16 protein-coding genes are annotated in these 18,083 nt (G+C 63.2%); 1 reads left to right on the top strand and 15 read right to left on the bottom strand.

What is annotated here, in order from left to right:
• Nucleotides 1-180: 180 nt before the first annotated feature.
• The gene (locus ASF84_RS00765; RefSeq protein ID WP_056835302.1) at nucleotides 181-636 is read left to right on the top strand and encodes a DciA family protein; all 456 of its coding nucleotides are present in this window, start codon (nucleotides 181-183) and stop codon (nucleotides 634-636) included.
• A 129-nt stretch (nucleotides 637-765) separates the two neighbouring features.
• Here the strand turns inward: ASF84_RS00765 and lpxC are convergent, their stop codons facing one another.
• The 15 genes from lpxC to rsmH all read right to left on the bottom strand — a co-directional run bounded on the left by lpxC (nucleotide 766) and on the right by rsmH (nucleotide 18,083).
• Nucleotides 766-1,677: a UDP-3-O-acyl-N-acetylglucosamine deacetylase gene (gene lpxC, locus ASF84_RS00760; protein WP_056834244.1), complete on the bottom strand. Its 912-nt coding sequence runs from the start codon at nucleotides 1,675-1,677 to the stop codon at nucleotides 766-768.
• Nucleotides 1,678-1,789: 112 nt separating this feature from the next.
• Nucleotides 1,790-2,980 (bottom strand): cell division protein FtsZ, encoded by a 1,191-nt coding sequence (gene ftsZ / locus ASF84_RS00755; RefSeq protein WP_056834242.1) that lies wholly within the window; start codon nucleotides 2,978-2,980, stop codon nucleotides 1,790-1,792.
• 59 nt (nucleotides 2,981-3,039) lie between these two features.
• Complete coding sequence (ftsA, locus tag ASF84_RS00750; protein WP_056834241.1) at nucleotides 3,040-4,299, bottom strand: cell division protein FtsA; 1,260 nt, start codon at nucleotides 4,297-4,299, stop codon at nucleotides 3,040-3,042.
• Between the two features lie 14 nt (nucleotides 4,300-4,313).
• Nucleotides 4,314-5,180, bottom strand: coding sequence for a cell division protein FtsQ/DivIB (locus tag ASF84_RS00745; protein ID WP_056834239.1), 867 nt, complete (start codon nucleotides 5,178-5,180; stop codon nucleotides 4,314-4,316).
• Between the two features lie 3 nt (nucleotides 5,181-5,183).
• Nucleotides 5,184-6,143 (bottom strand): D-alanine--D-alanine ligase, encoded by a 960-nt coding sequence (locus ASF84_RS00740; protein WP_056834236.1) that lies wholly within the window; start codon nucleotides 6,141-6,143, stop codon nucleotides 5,184-5,186.
• Nucleotides 6,140-7,579, bottom strand: coding sequence for a UDP-N-acetylmuramate--L-alanine ligase (gene murC / locus ASF84_RS00735; RefSeq protein ID WP_177339441.1), 1,440 nt, complete (start codon nucleotides 7,577-7,579; stop codon nucleotides 6,140-6,142). The genes ASF84_RS00740 and murC overlap by 4 nt, the downstream gene beginning before the upstream one ends.
• A gap of 13 nt (nucleotides 7,580-7,592) precedes the next feature.
• On the bottom strand, nucleotides 7,593-8,663 hold the full coding sequence (gene murG / locus ASF84_RS00730; protein ID WP_056834232.1) for an undecaprenyldiphospho-muramoylpentapeptide beta-N-acetylglucosaminyltransferase: 1,071 nt from the start codon (nucleotides 8,661-8,663) through the stop codon (nucleotides 7,593-7,595).
• Nucleotides 8,653-9,867 carry a putative lipid II flippase FtsW gene (gene ftsW / locus ASF84_RS00725; RefSeq protein ID WP_056834231.1) on the bottom strand — a complete coding sequence of 405 codons (1,215 nt, stop codon included), beginning with the start codon at nucleotides 9,865-9,867 and terminating at the stop codon, nucleotides 8,653-8,655. Before ftsW ends, murG begins: the two co-directional genes overlap by 11 nt.
• The gene (gene murD / locus ASF84_RS00720) at nucleotides 9,864-11,210 is read right to left on the bottom strand and encodes a UDP-N-acetylmuramoyl-L-alanine--D-glutamate ligase (protein WP_056834228.1); all 1,347 of its coding nucleotides are present in this window, start codon (nucleotides 11,208-11,210) and stop codon (nucleotides 9,864-9,866) included. Before murD ends, ftsW begins: the two co-directional genes overlap by 4 nt.
• Nucleotides 11,211-11,216: 6 nt before the next feature.
• On the bottom strand, nucleotides 11,217-12,302 hold the full coding sequence (gene mraY, locus ASF84_RS00715) for a phospho-N-acetylmuramoyl-pentapeptide-transferase (RefSeq protein ID WP_056834226.1): 1,086 nt from the start codon (nucleotides 12,300-12,302) through the stop codon (nucleotides 11,217-11,219).
• Entirely contained in the window at nucleotides 12,302-13,672 is a 1,371-nt protein-coding gene (locus ASF84_RS00710) for a UDP-N-acetylmuramoyl-tripeptide--D-alanyl-D-alanine ligase (RefSeq protein WP_056834224.1), read from the bottom strand. The genes mraY and ASF84_RS00710 overlap by 1 nt, the downstream gene beginning before the upstream one ends.
• Entirely contained in the window at nucleotides 13,665-15,128 is a 1,464-nt protein-coding gene (locus ASF84_RS00705; protein ID WP_056834222.1) for a UDP-N-acetylmuramoyl-L-alanyl-D-glutamate--2,6-diaminopimelate ligase, read from the bottom strand. Before ASF84_RS00705 ends, ASF84_RS00710 begins: the two co-directional genes overlap by 8 nt.
• Complete coding sequence (locus ASF84_RS00700; RefSeq protein ID WP_056834221.1) at nucleotides 15,128-16,855, bottom strand: peptidoglycan D,D-transpeptidase FtsI family protein; 1,728 nt, start codon at nucleotides 16,853-16,855, stop codon at nucleotides 15,128-15,130. The genes ASF84_RS00705 and ASF84_RS00700 overlap by 1 nt, the downstream gene beginning before the upstream one ends.
• Nucleotides 16,852-17,145 carry a cell division protein FtsL gene (ftsL, locus tag ASF84_RS00695; protein ID WP_056834219.1) on the bottom strand — a complete coding sequence of 98 codons (294 nt, stop codon included), beginning with the start codon at nucleotides 17,143-17,145 and terminating at the stop codon, nucleotides 16,852-16,854. The genes ASF84_RS00700 and ftsL overlap by 4 nt, the downstream gene beginning before the upstream one ends.
• A complete protein-coding gene (rsmH, locus tag ASF84_RS00690) occupies nucleotides 17,142-18,083 on the bottom strand; it encodes a 16S rRNA (cytosine(1402)-N(4))-methyltransferase RsmH (RefSeq protein ID WP_156684120.1) in 942 nt (313 codons plus the stop codon). The genes ftsL and rsmH overlap by 4 nt, the downstream gene beginning before the upstream one ends.

The raw sequence follows: 18,083 nt of genomic DNA, 5'->3' as shown, positions 1-18,083 counted from the left end.
GCTGGCAACAGCGCTGTAACGGGGCACAAGTTCAATGGGGGCTTTCTGGCCCACTTCAACCCTGCCAAAAGGTGAAACTTGCCTGGACCGGGCAACCCCACTGAAGCGATCCCCGGCCATGCGGGAACCATGACACTTTCTGTTAAGATTGCCGCCTTGTAACCCTTGGTCCTGCAGACAATGGCTTTTCGCCCTATCAATGCCCGACAACCCGCCGTATTGCTGCGCGATGCCAAGCCACTGCGGGCACTGATCCGCCAGGCCGAGCGCCTGAGCCATTTGCAGCGCCTGATCGAGAGCCAGCTGCAACCGGCCGCACGGGCGCATTGCCATGTGGCCTCCTGGCGCGAAGGCTGTCTGTTGCTGGTGGTCACCGACGGCCACTGGGCCACACGCCTGCGTTATCAACAACGGCGCCTGCAGCGCCAACTGGTGCTGCTCGACGAGTTCGCCAACCTGACGCGCATTCTGTTCAAGGTGCAGCCACCGCATGTGCAGCAAGGGGCTGCGACCCATACCATCGACCTTTCGATGAACGCGGCGCAGAACATCCAGGCCACCGCCGAAGGCATCAGCGACCCCAAGCTGCGCGCCGCCCTGGAACGCCTGGCCAGCCACGGCAAGGCCAGTCACTGACCGACGGCGTTAGGCATCAATAACGATTGCCCCGAGGCCGTTTCAGCTTCGCGACCAGAAAAAAGCAATAAAAAAAGACCGCCCGAAGGCGGCCTCAAAAGAAAGGAAAGAGAGTAAAGCTTTTTGCCTTTATGCCGCCGCGACAGGCCGCATATAGGAAATAGGGGCGGTACTGGCATCCTCGAAAGTCACGACTTCCCAGGCATCTTTCTGTTCGATCAGTGTGCGCAGCAGAAGGTTGTTCAGCGCATGGCCAGACTTGAAGCCACGGAATTCGCCGATCAGGCTGTTGCCCAGCAGGTACAGGTCGCCGATGGCGTCCAGGATCTTGTGCTTGACGAATTCGTCCTCGTAACGCAGGCCGTCTTCGTTCAATACGCCTTCCTTGTCGACCACGATGGCGTTTTCGACACTGCCACCGAGCGCCAGGTTGTGCTTGCGCAGGTACTCTATGTCACTCATGAAGCCGAAGGTGCGGGCGCGGCTGACTTCCTTGACGAAGGAAGTGCTGGAAAAGTCCACGCTGGCGCTTTGAGTCCGATCACGGAATACCGGGTGATCGAAGTCGATCTCGAAGCTGACCTTGAAGCCTTCGAAAGGCACGAAGGTGGCGCGTTTGCCGCCCTCCTCGACCGAGACTTCACGCAGGATACGAATGAACTGCTTCGGAGCGTCCTGCTCTTGCAGGCCGGCCGATTGAATCAGGAACACGAAAGGTCCGGCACTGCCGTCCATGATCGGCACTTCGGAGGCGGACAGTTCGACGTAGGCGTTGTCGATGCCCAGGCCCGCCATGGCCGACAGCAGGTGCTCGACCGTATCGACCTTGACATCGCCCTGGACAAGGGTGGTCGACAAAGTGGTCTCGCCGACATTTTCCGCACGTGCAGGGATCTGCACGACAGGGTCCAGGTCGGTTCGGCAAAACACGATACCGGTGTTCACAGGTGCGGGCTTCAGGGTCAGGTAAACCTTTTCCCCGGAATGCAGACCGACGCCTGTGGCACGGATGATATTTTTCAGGGTACGTTGTTTGATCATGGCATGGGCCGCTTCAGCGCTAGTTGCGAACGGGTATCAACAAAGGCTGGGGATAATAGCAGACCCAGCCTTTGCTGAACACCAATTACCCGAATCCCCCTGATAGACATAATCAATCGGCCTGGCGACGCAGGAAGGCCGGGATATCGAGATAGTCCAGATCATCGTTAGGGTTCAGCTTAGTCGCTGCTGTCGCACCGGCATGTGCCTGATTGCGCATTACGGTCGGACGGTCCAGATCACGGTAGTTGACGGCAGCCGGCTCGCGGACGGCCTGCTGGTGCACGGGCGCTTGCGGCGCTGCACTTTGCAGGGTGTTGTCGATGATCTTGACCGGCTTCTCGATGCGCGCGCCCAGGCCTGTGGCCACGACGGTAACGTGCAGTTCGTCGCGCATGTCCGGATCGATGACGGTACCGACCTTGACCATGGCGCTGTCGGAGGCGAAAGCCTCGATGATGCTGCCCACGTCCGAGTACTCACCCAGCGACAGGTCAGGACCTGCTGTGATGTTGACCAGGATGCCGCGCGCACCTTGCAGGTTGACGTCTTCGAGCAGCGGGTTGCGAATGGCCGCTTCGGTCGCTTCACGCGCACGGTTCGGACCGCTGGCGCAGCCGGTACCCATCATGGCCATGCCCATTTCGCTCATCACGGTACGTACGTCGGCAAAGTCGACGTTGATCATGCCGGGACGCTTGATGATGTCGGAGATACCGCGAACGGCACCGGCCAGTACATCGTCGGCCTTGGCGAACGCTGACAGCAGGCTGGCGTCCTTGCCCAGGATGGTCAGCAGCTTCTCGTTGGGAATGGTGATCAACGAGTCGACGCTTTCAGCCAGCATGCGAATGCCTTCGTCGGCGATCTGCATGCGCTTGCGGCCTTCGAACGGGAATGGACGCGTCACCACCGCAACGGTGAGGATGCCCATCTCCTTGGCCACTTCGGCAATGATTGGCGCCGCACCGGTACCGGTACCGCCGCCCATGCCCGTGGTGATGAAGACCATGTTGGTGCCCTGCAGGACTTCCGCGATACGCTCGCGGTCTTCCAGTGCGGCCTGACGGCCCACTTCAGGGTTGGCACCGGCACCGAGACCTTTGGTCACGCCGGCACCCAGTTGCAGAATGGTACGCGCACCGATGTTTTTCAGTGCTTGAGCATCGGTGTTGGCGCAGATGAATTCGACGCCTTCGATGCTGCTCTTGACCATGTGATTGACGGCGTTGCCACCACCACCACCTACACCGATAACCTTGATTACCGGGCTCTGCGGGACGTTGTCTACGAGTTCGAACATTTTCCCTCTCCTTCAGCTCTCTAGTTGTTGCTGCCCGCTACCACTTTGAAGCGTTGAACTTAGAAATTACCCTGAACCCAACGCTTGAAGCGCTCTAGCACGGGAGCCTTTGGTTCATCGCCATAGTTGCTGCTGCTCACGCCCAGGCCGGACAGCGAAATGCCGTCGGACTGTTTCTGCAAACCGTACTGCAACAGGCCTACGCCCGTGGAATAAATCGGATTGCGGATGACGTCACTCAATCCCTTGACACTATGCGGCACGCCCAGGCGTACCGGCATGTGGAAGATTTCCTCGGCCAGTTCGACCGCACCTTCCATTTTCGAGGTCCCGCCGGTCAGCACGATGCCCGCCGGGATCAGATCTTCATAACCGCTGCGGCGCAGCTCGGCCTGGATCAGGGTGAACAGCTCGTCGTAACGAGGTTCGACCACTTCGGCCAGGGCCTGACGCGACAGCTCGCGAGGCGGGCGATCGCCCACGCTCGGTACCTTGATGGTTTCGCCGGCACCGGCCAGCTTGGCCAGGGCACAGGCGTAGCGAATCTTGATTTCCTCGGCATACTGGGTCGGGGTACGCAACGCCATGGCAATGTCGTTGGTGACCTGGTCGCCGGCAATCGGGATCACGGCCGTGTGGCGGATCGCGCCTTCAGTGAAGATCGCGATATCGGTGGTGCCGCCACCGATGTCCACCAGGCACACGCCCAGCTCTTTCTCGTCGTCGGTCAGCACCGCGTAGGCCGAGGCCAGTTGCTCGAGAATGATGTCGTCGACTTCCAGGCCGCAGCGGCGTACGCACTTCTCGATGTTCTGCGCAGCGTTCACCGCACAGGTGACTACATGCACCTTGGCTTCCAGGCGCACACCCGACATGCCCAGTGGCTCGCGCACGCCTTCCTGGTTGTCGATCACATAATCCTGCGCCAGGGTGTGCAGGACACGCTGGTCGGCAGGAATGGCGACGGCCTGGGCCGCATCGAGCACACGCTCAAGGTCGGCCGAGCTGACTTCGCGGTCGCGGATGGCGACGATGCCATGCGAGTTGAGGCTGCGGATGTGGCTGCCTGCCACGCCGACAAAGGCCGAGTGGATACGGCAGCCCGCCATGAGTTGTGCTTCTTCGATAGCGCGCTGAATCGACTGCACGGTGGATTCGATGTTGACCACGACGCCTTTTTTCAGGCCTCGCGAAGGGTGGCTGCCAATTCCGACGATTTCCAGCGAACCATCGGCCGCGACTTCGCCTACCAGCGCCACCACCTTGGAGGTACCGATATCCAGCCCGACGATCATTTTGCCGCTTTGCACATTTGCCATGGTTCTGCCTCTAGTCAATTCTTCGCGACAGCGGGCTTCACCGCCGTCGGCGCTGCCTGCTCACGCCATCCGACCGCAAGGCCGTTGGAATAACGCAGATCAACGCGTGCAATATTCGTTATTTGTTCTTTGAGTGTCTTGTCGTAGATCGAAATGAAGCGGCGCATCTTCTCGACCAGATGATCGCGACCCAGCAACAACTCGATGCCAGGGCCTGCGGCGCCTGCGCCCGTGGTCAAAAACCAGCTGCCCCGCTCACGCAACTCAAGGCGTACGATGGAAAACCCCATCGGACGCAACATCTGACTCAACACCTGGTACTGCTGCATCACCTGCTGCTGGGCCCGCTGCGGGCCGAACAACTGGGGAAGGTGTTCGTAATTGGACAATTCGCGTGGCGTAAAGGCCTGGCCCAGGTTATTGAGCAGTGCTTCATCGCCCCAGCGTGCCACCGGCAATTGCTCCTCGAGGCGGATCACCACCTGATCCGGCCAGACCCTGCGCACTTCGGCATGGGCAATCCATGGCATCTGTTCAAGCTCGGTGCGCATGCCGGCCAGGTCGATGGTGAAGAAGCGCGCAGCCGCATAAGGCGCGATACGCTGCTGCACCGCCTGCTGGCTGATGTAGCTCAGGTCGCCCTGCACGTTGATGCGGCTGATGGGGCGGTCCACGTAAGGCAGCAGGCGTTGCGCGCCCTCATAGGTGCCGTACCCCAACCCCACCAGCAGCACCGGCCACAGCAGGTACTTCAGGAACCCCGTACCGGGCCTGGGCACACGTGCCGACAGCGGTTCCTTGGCCACCATCCGGCTTGCACCACGCGGTACCGGCTTGCGGCCGGGAACCGGTGGTTGCTGACGTGCCGAAGCGCCGTTCATGCCTTAACCCCTCGCCTGAACGCTGTCGGCCAGAATCGCCAACACCAGTTGCTGAAAATCCAGCCCTGCCGCACGCGCAGCCATGGGCACCAGGCTGTGGTCGGTCATGCCGGGGACGGTATTGACCTCCAGCAACCAGAACCGGCCCTGAGCGTCCTGCATGACATCGGTACGGGACCAGCCTGTTACGCCGAGCGCCTCACAAGCGCTTGCAGTCAACGTTTCGAGCGCCTGCTGTTGCTCGGCATCGAGCCCTGACGGAATCCGGTACTGGGTATCGTCAGCCAGGTATTTGGCCTGGTAATCGTAGAAAGCATGCGGTGTACCCAGGCCGATCGGTGGCAGAACCTGACCACGCAGACACGCCACGGTGAACTCGGGACCTTCGATCCATTGCTCGACCAGCACCTGCGAATCATAGGTGCTGGCGGTTTTCCAGGCGGCGATCAGTTGTTGTACATCCCCCACCTTCGCCATCCCGATACTTGAACCCTCATGGGCCGGTTTGACGATCAAAGGCAAGCCCAGTTCCGTCGCTGCACAAATACAGTCATTTTCGCTGCGCAGCACGGCGTGCAAGGGCGTCGGCAAGCTGAGGCTAGACCAGATCTGCTTGGTGCGCAGCTTGTCCATCGCCAGCGCCGAAGCCAATACGCCACTACCGGTATAAGGGATGCCCAGGCACTCCAGAAAGCCCTGCATGGTGCCGTCTTCGCCGCCACGACCGTGCAACACGATAAAGGCGCGATCGATCCTCTCACTGCCCAGCCGTTGCAGCAGGTCATCGCCCACATCGATCCCGAACGCATCCACGCCGGCGCTCAGCAGGGCCTCCAGCACAGCCGCGCCGGACTTCAGCGAAACCTCACGCTCGGCGCTTTTGCCACCGAACAGCACAGCGACCCGGCCGAAGTCTTTCGGCGCCAGGGTCGAGTGCAGCGAGGCGGCGTTCAGGTCAGTCATTTCAGCTTGCCTTCGGTGGGCGCGGCCACAGCACCGGCAAACAGCGGGCTGCGCAGCAGTTGCGGTGCCAGACCGCCGATGTCGCCGGCCCCCTGGCACAGCAGGATGTCACCGGCACGCAGCAGCGGCTTGACCAGCGGCGCCAGCTCGGCGCCGCGCTCGATATAAATCGGGTCCAACTGGCCGCGCTGGCGGATGCTGTGGCACAGGTTGCGGCTGTCAGCGCCCGGAATCGGCTCTTCGCCGGCCGGGTAGACTTCCATCAGCAACAGCACATTGGACTCGGCCAGTACCTGGACAAAATCGTCATACAGGTCGCGGGTACGGCTGAAACGGTGTGGCTGATAGACCATCACCAGACGACGCTCCGGCCAGCCGCCACGCACGGCGTTGATGACCGCCGCCACTTCGCGCGGGTGGTGACCGTAATCGTCGACCAGCATCACATGGCCGCCCTCGACCGGCAGCTCGCCGTACACCTGGAAGCGCCTGCCGACGCCCTGGAAGCCCGACAGCCCCTGCACGATGGCCTCGTCACTGATGCCTTCATCGGTGGCAATGGCGATGGTCGCCAGCGAGTTGAGCACGTTGTGTCTGCCCGGCATGTTCACCGAGACATCCAGCGGCTCGCGGTCGCGACGCAGGACGGTAAAGAAGGTGCGCATGCCCTCCTGGCGGACATTGATGGCCCGCACGTCAGCAGACTCGTCGAAACCATAGGTGACCGCCGGGCGCTTGACCTGCGGCAGGATCTCGCGCACCACGGGGTCATCGATGCACACCACGGCCAGGCCGTAGAACGGCAGGTTATGCAGGAATTCGACGAAGGTCTTCTTCAGCTTGTTGAAGTCGCCTTCGTAGGTCGCCATGTGATCGGCGTCGATATTGGTGACCACGGCCACCAGCGGCTGCAGGTGCAGGAAGCTGGCGTCGCTTTCATCGGCTTCGGCGATCAGGTAACGGCTGGTGCCCAGTTGCGCATTGGTGCCAGCGGCGTTCAACCGGCCACCGATCACGAAGGTCGGGTCCAGGCCACCGGCGGCGAACACCGAGGCCAGCAGGCTGGTGGTGGTGGTCTTGCCGTGGGTACCGGCCACGGCAATGCCGTGGCGATAGCGCATCAGTTCGGCCAGCATCTCGGCACGCGGCACGATGGGAATGCGACGCTCCAGCGCCGTGGCGATTTCCGGGTTGGAAGTATTGATCGCGCTGGACACGACCAGCACATCGGCACCGGCCATGTTCTCGGCCTGGTGACCGATGAATATCTGGGCACCGAAGGCCGTCAGCCGGTCGGTGACCGCCGAGTTCTTCAGGTCCGAGCCGGACACTTCATAGCCCAGGTTCAGCAACACTTCGGCGATACCACACATGCCGACACCGCCGATACCGACGAAGTGGATACGACGGATACGGCGCATTTCAGGCTGCGGCATGGCGCGCTGATTCTCAACCACGGGCCACCTCCACACAGACATCGACAACGGTGCGGGTGGCATCAGGCCTGGCCAGGCGGCGAGCGGTGCGGGCCATGGTGTTCAATTGTTCGGGTTGCATCAAAACCTCTTTCAGGCGGCTGGCCATGTCGGTGGCGCCAGTGGTCGCTTGCGGCATCACGAAGGCGGCGCCTTCGCGAGCCAGATAATCGGCATTGCGCGACTGGTGATCGTCGATCGCATGCGGCAGCGGGATCAGCAGCGACGGCAGGCCGGCAGCCGCCAGTTCGCTGACCGTCAGGGCACCGGCGCGGCACACCACCAGATCGGCCCAGGCATAGGCCTGGGCCATGTCCTGGATGAACGGCGCGACCTGTGCCTCGACGCCTGTGGCGCGGTAGCGCTCGGCGGTGACCTGGTCGTGCTGCTTGCCGGTCTGATGGAACACCTCGGGGCGGATGTCCTCGGCAATCAGGGCCAGGGCCTCGGGCAACAGCTTGTTCAAGGGCTCGGCGCCCAGGCTGCCGCCCAAGACCAGCAGGCGCGCCTTGCGCCCGGCCAGTGGCTGGCGCGGGGTTTCGAAGAACAGCTCGGTACGCACCGGGTTGCCGGTGGTACGGCGCTTGTCAGAGGCGGCAAAGGTGTCGGGAAACGCCTCGCAGATGCGGCTGGCGAACGAGGCCAGGCTGCGGTTGGCCGTGCCGGCCACGGCGTTCTGCTCGTGGATCACCAGCGGCACGCCGGCCAGCTTCGCCGCCAGGCCGCCGGGACCTGTGACATAGCCACCGAAACCGACGACGAAGGCCGGCTTGAGCTGGCGTATCACCTTGCGTGCCTGCCACAACGCCTTGAGCAGCATCAGGGGCGCCTTGAGCAACGACAGCTTGCCCTTGCCACGCAAACCGCTGGCATCGATGCGATGCAGGGTCAGGCCGGCCTGGGGCACCAGTTCGTTCTCGATGCCGCGGGGCGTTCCCAGCCAGTGCACCTTGTAGCCGCGCGCCTGCAACTCGCGCGCACACGCCAGCGCCGGGAACACGTGCCCGCCGGTGCCACCGGCCATGATCAGCACGTTAGCGTCCATTGGGTGACTCCTCGGCAAAATCGCTTTCGTTGAATTCCGCCTCTTCGCTGCCCATGTTGTTGCGCGACTCCCACTCGATGCGCAGCAACAGCCCGAGGCTGGCGCAGCAGATCACCAGCGAGCTGCCGCCATAGCTGAGAAACGGCAGGGTCAGGCCCTTGGTCGGCAGCAGGCCGACGTTCACGCCAATGTTGATCAGGAACTGGCCGATCCACAGAAACGACAGGCCATAGGCGGTGTAGGCGCCGAAGAACTGCTTGGCGCGCTCGGCCCAGTAGCCGATGTACATGCCACGGATACTGACGAACAGGAACAGGCCCACAGTGAGCAGCGAGCCCACCACGCCCAGCTCCTCGGCCAGCACCGAGAAGACAAAGTCGGTGTGCGCTTCAGGCAGGTAGAACTGCTTCTGCACGCTGTTGCCCAGGCCCACGCCCAGCCACTCGCCACGCCCGAAGGCAATCAGCGCCTGGGTCAACTGGTAGCCGGAACCGAACTGGTCGGCCCACGGGTCGGTGAAGTTGGTCAGGCGTGCCATCCGGTAGGGCTGTGCCTGCACCAGGACGAACACCGCCAGCACCGCCAGCACCACCATCAGCGAATAGCGGAACAGCCCGACCCCGCCCAGAAACAGCATTGCGGCCGCCGCGCCCATCATCACCACGGTGGCGCCGAAGTCCGGTTCCATCAGCAGCAGGCCGGCCATGGGCAGCAAGACGATGAAGGGCTTGAAAAAGCCCATCCAGCTTTCGCGCACTTCCTGTTGGCGACGCACCAGGTAACCGGCCAGGAACAGCACCACGAAGACCTTGGCGATCTCCGAAGGCTGGACGTTGAACGCGCCGAAACCGATCCAGCGCATCGAGCCGTTGACCTCGCGCCCGATGCCAGGCACCAGTACCAGCAGCAGCAGGCCGAACGCGCCAGCCAGCATCAGCCAGCCCATGCGCTGCCAGGTCGCGACCGGCACCATCATGGTGGCGCCACACGCCCCCAGGCCGATGATCAGGTAGACCAGGTGACGGGTCATCATGTACAGCGTATTGCCCGACTGGGCGGCAGCCACTTCCGAGGAGGACGAGGTGATCATCACCAGGCCCAGCCCCAGCAAGGCCAGACAGCCCGCCAGCATCGGAAAGTCGACGTCAATGCCCCGGCCGCTGATCAGCGGCGACGGATAGGGCTTGAGGATGCCGAAAATCATGTCAGCTCCTCCACGGCCCGGGCGAACAGGCGCCCGCGCTCTTCATAGTTCTTGAACATGTCCAGGCTGGCGCAGGCCGGCGACAGCAGCACGGCATCGCCCGCTTGCGCCAGCGCCGCACTGCGCAACACCGCTTCTTCAAGGGTGGCGACGTGCACCAGCGGCACGGCATCACCCAGTGCCCGGGCAATCAACCCGGCATCGCGGCCCAGCAGGACCACGGCCCGGCAATGCGCCGCCACGGCGGCACGCAGGCCGCTGAAATCGGCGCCCTTGCCATCGCCGCCGGCGACCAGCACCAGCTTGCCGTGCATGTCAGTTCCCAGGCCTTCGATGGCCGCCAGGGCGGCACCGACATTGGTGGCCTTGGAGTCGTTGTAGTAGTGCACCCCGGCGCGTTCGCGCAGCCACTGGCAACGGTGTTCAAGGCCGCTGAAGGTGCGCAGGCTGGCCAGCATGGCATCCATGGGCAGGCCGGCGGCATGCCCCAGCGCCAGTGCCGACAAGGCATTGGCCTGATTGTGTGCGCCACGGACCTTGAGTTCACTGACCGGCAGCAACAGATCGAACTGGAACGCGAGGTATTTTTCGCCGTGCTCTTCACGCAGACCGAAACCGCGCAGATCCGGCGTGTTCAGGCCAAAGGTCCAGTACGGCACATCTTCGCGAACCAGCGGCCGCGACAGGGCATCCTGGCGATTGACCACCACCTGGCGGGCGCCACGGAAGATCCGGTGCTTGGCCAGGTGATAGGCCGGCAGACCGCTGTAGCGGTCCATATGGTCTTCGCTGATGTTCAGCACGGTGGCCACTTCGGCGTTCAGTTGATCGGTGCTTTCCAGCTGGAAGCTGGACAGTTCGAGCACGTACAGCTCGACCGTGTCGTCAAGCAGGTCCAGTGCCGGTGTGCCCAGGTTGCCACCCACGGCCACGCGCTTGCCGGCCGCGACCGCCATTTCACCGACCAGTGTGGTCACGGTGCTCTTGGCGTTGGAACCGGTAATGGCCACGATCGGCGCCCGGGCATGACGCGCGAACAGCTCGATGTCGCCGGACAGCTTCACGCCACGGGCCTGGGCCTGTTGCAAGGCTTCGGTGGCCAGGGCCAGGCCGGGGCTGACATACAGCTCGCTGGCACGGCACAGGAACTCGACGTCCAGCTCGCCACAACGCACGTCCACCTGCGGATAATCGCGGCGCAAGGTCGCCAGCTCCGGTGGATTGTCCCGGGTATCGGCCACGGCAAAGGCCACGCCCTGCTTCGCCAGAAAGCGAACCAGGGACATGCCGCTCTTGCCGAGGCCGACAACGATGCGGAACTGGTCGGTAACGATCAAAGACACTCGTGTCTACCTCAGTTTCAGCGTGGCAAGGCCGAACAGCACCAGAATCACCGTGATGATCCAGAAGCGGACGATCACCCGTGGCTCGGGCCAGCCTTTGAGTTCAAAGTGGTGGTGGATGGGCGCCATGCGAAACACACGGCGACCGGTCAGTTTGAAGGACGCCACCTGAATGACCACTGACAGGGTTTCCATCACGAACACCCCGCCCATGATGAACAGCACGATTTCCTGGCGCACGATCACCGCGATGGTGCCCAGCGCAGCCCCCAGCGCCAGTGCGCCGACATCGCCCATGAAGACCTGGGCCGGATAGGTGTTGAACCACAGAAACCCAAGGCCCGCGCCGATCAGGGCGCTGCAGAATACGATCAGCTCACCGGCACCCGGCACGTAGGGAATCAGCAGGTATTCGGCAAACTTCACGTTGCCCGACAGGTAGCAGAAGATGCCCAGCGCGCCGCCGACCATGACCGTCGGCATGATGGCCAGGCCGTCCAGGCCGTCGGTCAGGTTGACCGCATTGCTGGAGCCGACGATGACCAGGTAGGTCAGCACCACAAAGAAGACCGCGCCCAACTGCCAGTGCATGTCCTTGAACATCGGCACGATCAGCGTGGTTTCGACCGGCGATTGCGCTGTGACGTAAAGGAATATGGCCGCACACAAGCCGAACACCGATTGCCAGAAGTACTTCCAGCGGCTCGGCAGCCCGCGCGAATTCTTTTCGATCACCTTGCGGTAGTCGTCGACCCAGCCGATGGCGCCGAACAAAAGGGTGACCAGCAGCACGACCCAGACATAACGGTTGGTGAGGTCGGCCCACAGCAAGGTGCTGACGGCAATCGACGACAGGATCAAGGCGCCGCCCATGGTCGGCGTACCGGACTTGGACAGGTGCGACTGGGGGCCGTCATTGCGCACTGACTGGCCGATCTGGCGGGTCTGCAGGGTGCGGATCATCCAGGGGCCCAGGCACAGTGACAGGCTCAGGGCGGTGAGCACGCCCAGAATCCCGCGCAAGGTCAGGTATTGGAAGACGGCAAAGCCTTTGTAGAACTGTTGTAGAAATTCAGCCAACAGCAACAGCATCAATGTTTCTCCAGGCTGGAACTGCACAAGGCCGCCACGACGTTTTCCATGGCGGCACTGCGCGATCCCTTGATCAGTAAAGTGGTGTTTGAATCGTGTTCGTCCGCCAGCGCAGCAATCAGCTCGGCCTGGCTGGCGAAGTGGCGCGCCTGCGCGCCGAAGGCATTGACCGCGTGCTGCATCAGGGGGCCGGTGGCATACAGGGCATCAACCTTGCCGGCGGCGTAGGCGCCGACCTCGCGGTGGCCTTGCTCGGCCCAGTCACCCAGCTCACCGATATCACCCAGTACCAGCACCTTGCGGCCCTCGAAATCACCAAGCAGATCGACTGCCGCGTTGATCGAGGACGGGTTGGCATTGTAGGTGTCGTCGATGACCCGCTGGCCGTTGACGGCGATCTGCGATACGGCGCGACCCTTGACCGGCTGCATGGCCGCAAGACCGGCCACGATGCCATCCAGGCCGACGCCCAGGGCACTCGCGGCAGCGGCCGCTGCCAGGGCGTTGGCCACGTTATGCGTACCCAGCAGGTTCAATTGCACGACAGCCGTACCCTGCGGGCTGTGCAACGTAAAGCACGGGCAACCACGGGCATCACGCTGCAGTTGACTGGCGTGGAAGTCGGCTTGCGGGTTGTTCAGGGCAAAGCCCAGCACCTGGCGATTGCCGGCGCGCTTGTGCCAGATCGGGAAGGCCTTGTCGTCCAGGTTGAGCACGGCTACGCCCTGGGCATCGAGGCCTTCGATGATTTCGCCCTTGGCCTCGACAATGCGCTCGGGACCGCCGAACTCACCTACGTGGGCGGTACCGGCGTTGGTCAGGATGGCCACATGCGGCTTGGCCAGGCTGACGGTGTAGGCAATCTCACCGACCCGCGAAGCGCCCAGCTCGATGACCGCCGCGCAGTGTTCAGCGGCCAGCTCCAGCAGGGTCAGCGGTACGCCGAGGTCGTTGTTCAGGTTGCCGCGGGTGGCAAGCACCGGACCGCGCGTGCGCAGGATGCTGGCGAGCATTTCCTTGACCGTGGTCTTGCCGCTGGAGCCGGTAACAGCCGCCACGGGTCGGTCAATGAAAGCGTTGCGATTGAGCGCACCCAGTTGCGCCAGGGCCTTGCGGGTGTCGAGCACCACCAGTTGCGGCAGGGCCACGCCCGGGACTTCACGCTCGACCAGTGCACCCACTGCGCCCTTGGCCGCCACCTGTTGCAGGTAATCGTGACCGTCGAAATTCGGCCCGGTAAGGGCCACGAACAACTGACCCGGCACAAGGCTGCGGCTGTCGATGCTGACCCCGGAAAAATGGCAGTCGTCACCGACGCGGCGGGCATCCAGCGGCGTGAGCAGTTGACTGAAGCTCAAGGGCTCAAGCATGTGCGGCCTCCCATGCAGCCAGGGCCCTGGTGGCCTCTTCAAGGTCGGAGAACGGCTGGCGCTGACCATCGATCTCCTGGTAGTCCTCATGCCCCTTGCCGGCCAGCAGCACGACATCGTCCGCCTGGGCGGCGGCGATGAACTGCGCGATGGCCCGGCCACGGCCTTCGATGAAATGCACCTGATCGGCAGCGCCAAAGCCACTGCGGATGTCGTCGAAAATCTGCGCCGGCGCTTCGCTGCGCGGGTTGTCGTCGGTGACCAGGACCTCATCGGCCAGGCGTTCGGCCACTTCGGCCATCAGCGGGCGCTTGCCACGATCACGGTCACCGCCACAGCCGAACAGGCACAACAGACGGCCACGCGCATGCGGGCGCAGCGCTTCGAGGACTTTTTCCAGGGCATCGGGGGTGTGGGCGTAATCGACCACCACCAGCGGCTGGCTGCCCCCGCCCAGGCGCTGCATGCGACCGACGGGGCCTTCGAGCTTCGGCAGGACCTTGAGGATTTCGTCCAGGGCGTAGTTCAGGCCCAGCAAGGCACCGATTGCAGCCAGCACGTTGCTCAGATTGAAGCGGCCCAGCAGGCTGCTGCGCAGGAAATGCTCGCCGTGTGAAGTCACCAGGGTCGCACGCACGCCGTGATCGTCGAACTGCGCTTCGCGGCAATACAGCGAAGCGCTGCTGTCCAGCAGGCTATAGGTGATCAGACGCCCGCGGTGTGGCGCGTCGGCCAGCTCGCGACCGAAGGCGTCGTCCAGGTTGATCACCCGGCATTGCAGGTCCGGCCAGGCAAACAGCCGGGCCTTGGCCGCACCATAGGCCTCCATGGTGCCGTGGTAATCGAGGTGATCACGCGACAGGTTGGTGAACACCGCCACGTCGAATTCCAGGGCCTTGACCCGGCCTTGCTCCAGCCCGTGGGACGACACTTCCATGGCCACGGCGCGCGCGTGCGCCTGCATGAGATCGGCCAGGGTGGCTTGTACGGCAATCGGGTCAGGCGTGGTATGCCGGCCGCTTTCGAGTGCGCCGTAGAAACCGGTGCCCAACGTACCGACGATGCCACAGCGCTGGCCCAACAGGTCCAGCGCCTGGGCCACCAGTTGGGTGACACTGGTCTTGCCATTGGTGCCGGTAACACCAACCAGGTTCAGGCTGCGGCTCGGCTCGCCGTAAAAGCGCCCGGCAATGGCCGAGAGTTGCCCGGCCAGGCCGCGCACCGGGATCAGCGGCACGTCGGTCAGTGGCAGCACGCTGGTGCCTTCGGATTCGTAGGCCACGGCGGCGGCACCGCGATGCAGGGCATCGGCAATATGCTCGCGACCGTCGACCTTCAGGCCCGGCACGGCCAGAAACAGATCACCCGGACGCACCTTGCGGCTGTCCAGGGTCAGTTCGCGAATGAACGGATCGCGATCGGTGCTCGGGAAGATCTTGCTCAGATTGAAAGCCATCAGCCACGCCCTCCTTTGGCGACCGGCGCCGTATTGACCTGCTCCGGCGCCAGGTTGTCAGGCGGGATATTCATCAGGCGCAACGTGCCGGACATCACTTTGCTGAACACCGGCGCCGAGACCAGGCCACCGTAGTAGCCACCCTTGCTGGGCTCATCGATGACCACGACCACGGCGTAACGCGGGTTGCTCATCGGCCCGAAACCGGCGAACAGCGAGCGGTAGGAGTTTTCGGCATAGCCTTTGGTGCCAATGGAGGTCTTGCGGGCCGTACCGCTCTTGCCGCCGACGTGATAGGACGGCACGCGGGCGCGGTAGACGCCGCGGGTGTCTTCGATCACCGCCTGCAACATGGTGTGCAGGGTCTTGGCCGTGGCTTGCGGAATCGCCTGCACCGAGGTCGGCTCGGCGCTGCTCTTGAGGATGCTCAGTGGCACGATGCGACCGTCGTTGGCCAATGCGCCGTAGGCATGCACCAGTTGCAGGGCCGTCACCGAGACGCCATAGCCGTAGGACAGCGTGGCGGTTTCAGCCTTGCGCCATTCACGGTAGTTGGGCAGGTTGCCGACCCGCTCGCCCGGGAAGCCCAGGCCGGTGTACTGACCGAAGCCCATGCGCTGCATGGTGCGGAACAGGTTTTCACCGCCGACATCGAAGGCCACCTTGCTCATCCCCACGTTACTGGAGTTGATCAGGATGCCGGTCAGGTCCAGTACCGGCCCTTCGCTCTTGCTCACGTCACGAATGGTGTAGCGACCGATCTGCAGGGTGCCGGGATAGACTTCGACCTTGTCGGTCGGCTTCCAGCGGCCGCTTTCCAGGGCGGCCCCCATGGAGATCGGCTTCATGGTCGAGCCGGGCTCGAACACGTCGATGATCGCCCGGTTGCGCATGGCGGCCGGCACCATGGTGCGACGGTTGTTGGGGTTGTAGGTCGGGCTGTTGACCATGGCCAGGATTTCCCCGGTCTTGACGTCCATGATCACCAGGCTGCCGGCCTTGGCTTCGTTCTCGATGATCGCGTTGCGCAGCTCGCGGGTCGCCAGGTATTGCAGGCGCAGGTCGATAGACAACGCCAAGGTCTTGCCGGCCTTGGCGTTCTTGGTGACCTGCACATCCTTGATCAGTCGCCCGCGCCGGTCCTTGATGACCTGCCGCTTGCCGGGCACGCCGGCCAGCCAGTCGTCATAGGCCAGCTCGACGCCTTCGCGACCATGGTCGTCCAGATCGGTGAAGCCGACCATGTGCGCGGTGACATCCCCGGCCGGATAGAAGCGCCGGAACTCTTCGATGCCGTATACACCGGGCACCTTGAGATCAAGCACCGCCTGGCCATGCTCGGGCGTCAGGCCGCGCACCAGATAGATGAACTCCTTGGTGGCCTGGGACTCGAGACGCTCGGTGAGTGCCTTGGGGTCCTGGCCCAGCGCCTGGGCCAGCATCGGCCACTTGCTACGGTCCTGGAGCATTTCCTTGGGGTTGGCCCACAAGGTGGTCACCGGCGTACTGACCGCCAGCGGCTCGCCATTGCGGTCGGTGATCAGGCCACGGTGGGCCGGAATCGGAATATGCCGCAGGCTGCGGGCATCGCCCTGCTCCTGCAGGAAGGTGTGGTCGATGACCTGCAGGTCGACAATGCGCCAGCAGATGGCGAGCACCAACATGACCAGCAACCCGACCACCACGCGGAAACGCCAGGGATACAGCGCCCCTTCAAGCTTCATCATGGGGCGACCATCCGTACTTCAGCGGCACTGGGGATGCGCATCTTCAGTTGCTCGGTGGCCAGGTTCTCGATGCGGCTATGGGCGGTCCAGGTGCTTTGCTCCAGGATCAGGCGCCCCCATTCGGCCTGCGCCTTGTCACGTACGCTCATCTCGGCGTAAAGCGAGTTGAGCAACTGGCGGTTCCAGTGGGCGCTGTAGGACACGCCAATGGCCGATACCAATACGGCAATGAACAACAGCAGCATGAAAAAGCTGCCGCCTGGCAACGGCTTGAAGAACAGGCGGCTCAACGCAACTTCTCCGCGACACGCATGACGGCACTGCGCGAGCGTGGATTGGCACGGGTTTCGGTTTCAGACGCGAACTGTGCCTTGCCAATCAGACGGACTTTCGGCTCGAAGGGCACGGACTTGATCGGCAGGTTGCGCGGCAGGTTGTCAGTTTCACCCTTGACCAGCTTGCGCATGAACAGCTTGACGATGCGGTCTTCCAGCGAATGGAAGCTGATCACCACCAGCCGACCGCCGATTTCCAGCGCATCGAGGGCCGCCTCAAGGCCGGCCTCCAGATCACCCAGTTCATTGTTGACGTGAATGCGCAGCCCCTGGAAGGCACGTGTGGCGGGGTGCTTGCCCTTTTCCCAGGCCGGATTGGCGACCTTGAGCACTTCGGCCAGGTCGGCGGTGCGGGTAAAGGGCGTGACCTGGCGACGCTCGACCACGGCATTGGCCATGCGCCGGGCAAACCGCTCTTCGCCATATTCCTTGAACACGCGGGCCAGCTCTTCAGAGGGTGCAGTGGCGACAAACTGGGCGGCACTGATGCCCAGCCCCGGATTCATGCGCATGTCCAGAGGGCCGTCGTTCATGAAGCTGAAACCGCGCTCGGGGTCATCCAGCTGTGGCGAGGAAACGCCCAGGTCCAGCAGTACGCCACTGACCTTGCCATGCAGGTCACGCGCGCGCACCTCGGCGCCCAGTTCGGCAAAACTGCGCTGCACAATGACAAAGCGGCCGTCTTCGGCCGCCAGCGCTTGCCCTGTGGCAATCGCTTGTGGGTCCTTGTCGAAGCCCAGCAGCCTTCCGTGCGGACCCAGATGCCCAAGCACGAGACGACTGTGACCGCCACGACCAAACGTGCCATCGAGATAGCAGCCATCGGCACGTACGGCCAGGGCCTCTACTGCTTCTTCCAGCAGTACGGTGGTGTGGGTAAAACCGCCATTCAT

Source organism: Pseudomonas sp. Leaf127 (assembly GCF_001423155.1).
Classification (GTDB): domain Bacteria; phylum Pseudomonadota; class Gammaproteobacteria; order Pseudomonadales; family Pseudomonadaceae; genus Aquipseudomonas; species Aquipseudomonas ovata.
The sequence above is the reverse complement of the archived record's forward strand: the minus strand, read 5'-3'. Positions and strand labels throughout refer to the sequence as shown.

What these genes read in the sequence shown, in the direction of transcription:
- ftsW (WP_056834231.1), bottom strand. Translation starts at nt 9,867, where the DNA reads ATGATTTTCGGCATCCTCAAGCCCTATCCGTCGCCGCTGATCAGCGGC.
- ASF84_RS00705 (WP_056834222.1), bottom strand. Translation starts at nt 15,128, where the DNA reads ATGGCTTTCAATCTGAGCAAGATCTTCCCGAGCACCGATCGCGATCCG.
- ASF84_RS00745 (WP_056834239.1), bottom strand. Translation starts at nt 5,180, where the DNA reads ATGAACGGCGCTTCGGCACGTCAGCAACCACCGGTTCCCGGCCGCAAG.
- ASF84_RS00700 (WP_056834221.1), bottom strand. Translation starts at nt 16,855, where the DNA reads ATGATGAAGCTTGAAGGGGCGCTGTATCCCTGGCGTTTCCGCGTGGTG.
- rsmH (WP_156684120.1), bottom strand. Translation starts at nt 18,083, where the DNA reads ATGAATGGCGGTTTTACCCACACCACCGTACTGCTGGAAGAAGCAGTA.
- mraY (WP_056834226.1), bottom strand. Translation starts at nt 12,302, where the DNA reads ATGCTGTTGCTGTTGGCTGAATTTCTACAACAGTTCTACAAAGGCTTT.
- ftsZ (WP_056834242.1), bottom strand. Translation starts at nt 2,980, where the DNA reads ATGTTCGAACTCGTAGACAACGTCCCGCAGAGCCCGGTAATCAAGGTT.
- murG (WP_056834232.1), bottom strand. Translation starts at nt 8,663, where the DNA reads ATGGACGCTAACGTGCTGATCATGGCCGGTGGCACCGGCGGGCACGTG.
- murC (WP_177339441.1), bottom strand. Translation starts at nt 7,579, where the DNA reads ATGCCGCAGCCTGAAATGCGCCGTATCCGTCGTATCCACTTCGTCGGT.
- ASF84_RS00765 (WP_056835302.1), top strand. Translation starts at nt 181, where the DNA reads ATGGCTTTTCGCCCTATCAATGCCCGACAACCCGCCGTATTGCTGCGC.
- ftsA (WP_056834241.1), bottom strand. Translation starts at nt 4,299, where the DNA reads ATGGCAAATGTGCAAAGCGGCAAAATGATCGTCGGGCTGGATATCGGT.
- ASF84_RS00740 (WP_056834236.1), bottom strand. Translation starts at nt 6,143, where the DNA reads ATGACTGACCTGAACGCCGCCTCGCTGCACTCGACCCTGGCGCCGAAA.
- lpxC (WP_056834244.1), bottom strand. Translation starts at nt 1,677, where the DNA reads ATGATCAAACAACGTACCCTGAAAAATATCATCCGTGCCACAGGCGTC.
- ASF84_RS00710 (WP_056834224.1), bottom strand. Translation starts at nt 13,672, where the DNA reads ATGCTTGAGCCCTTGAGCTTCAGTCAACTGCTCACGCCGCTGGATGCC.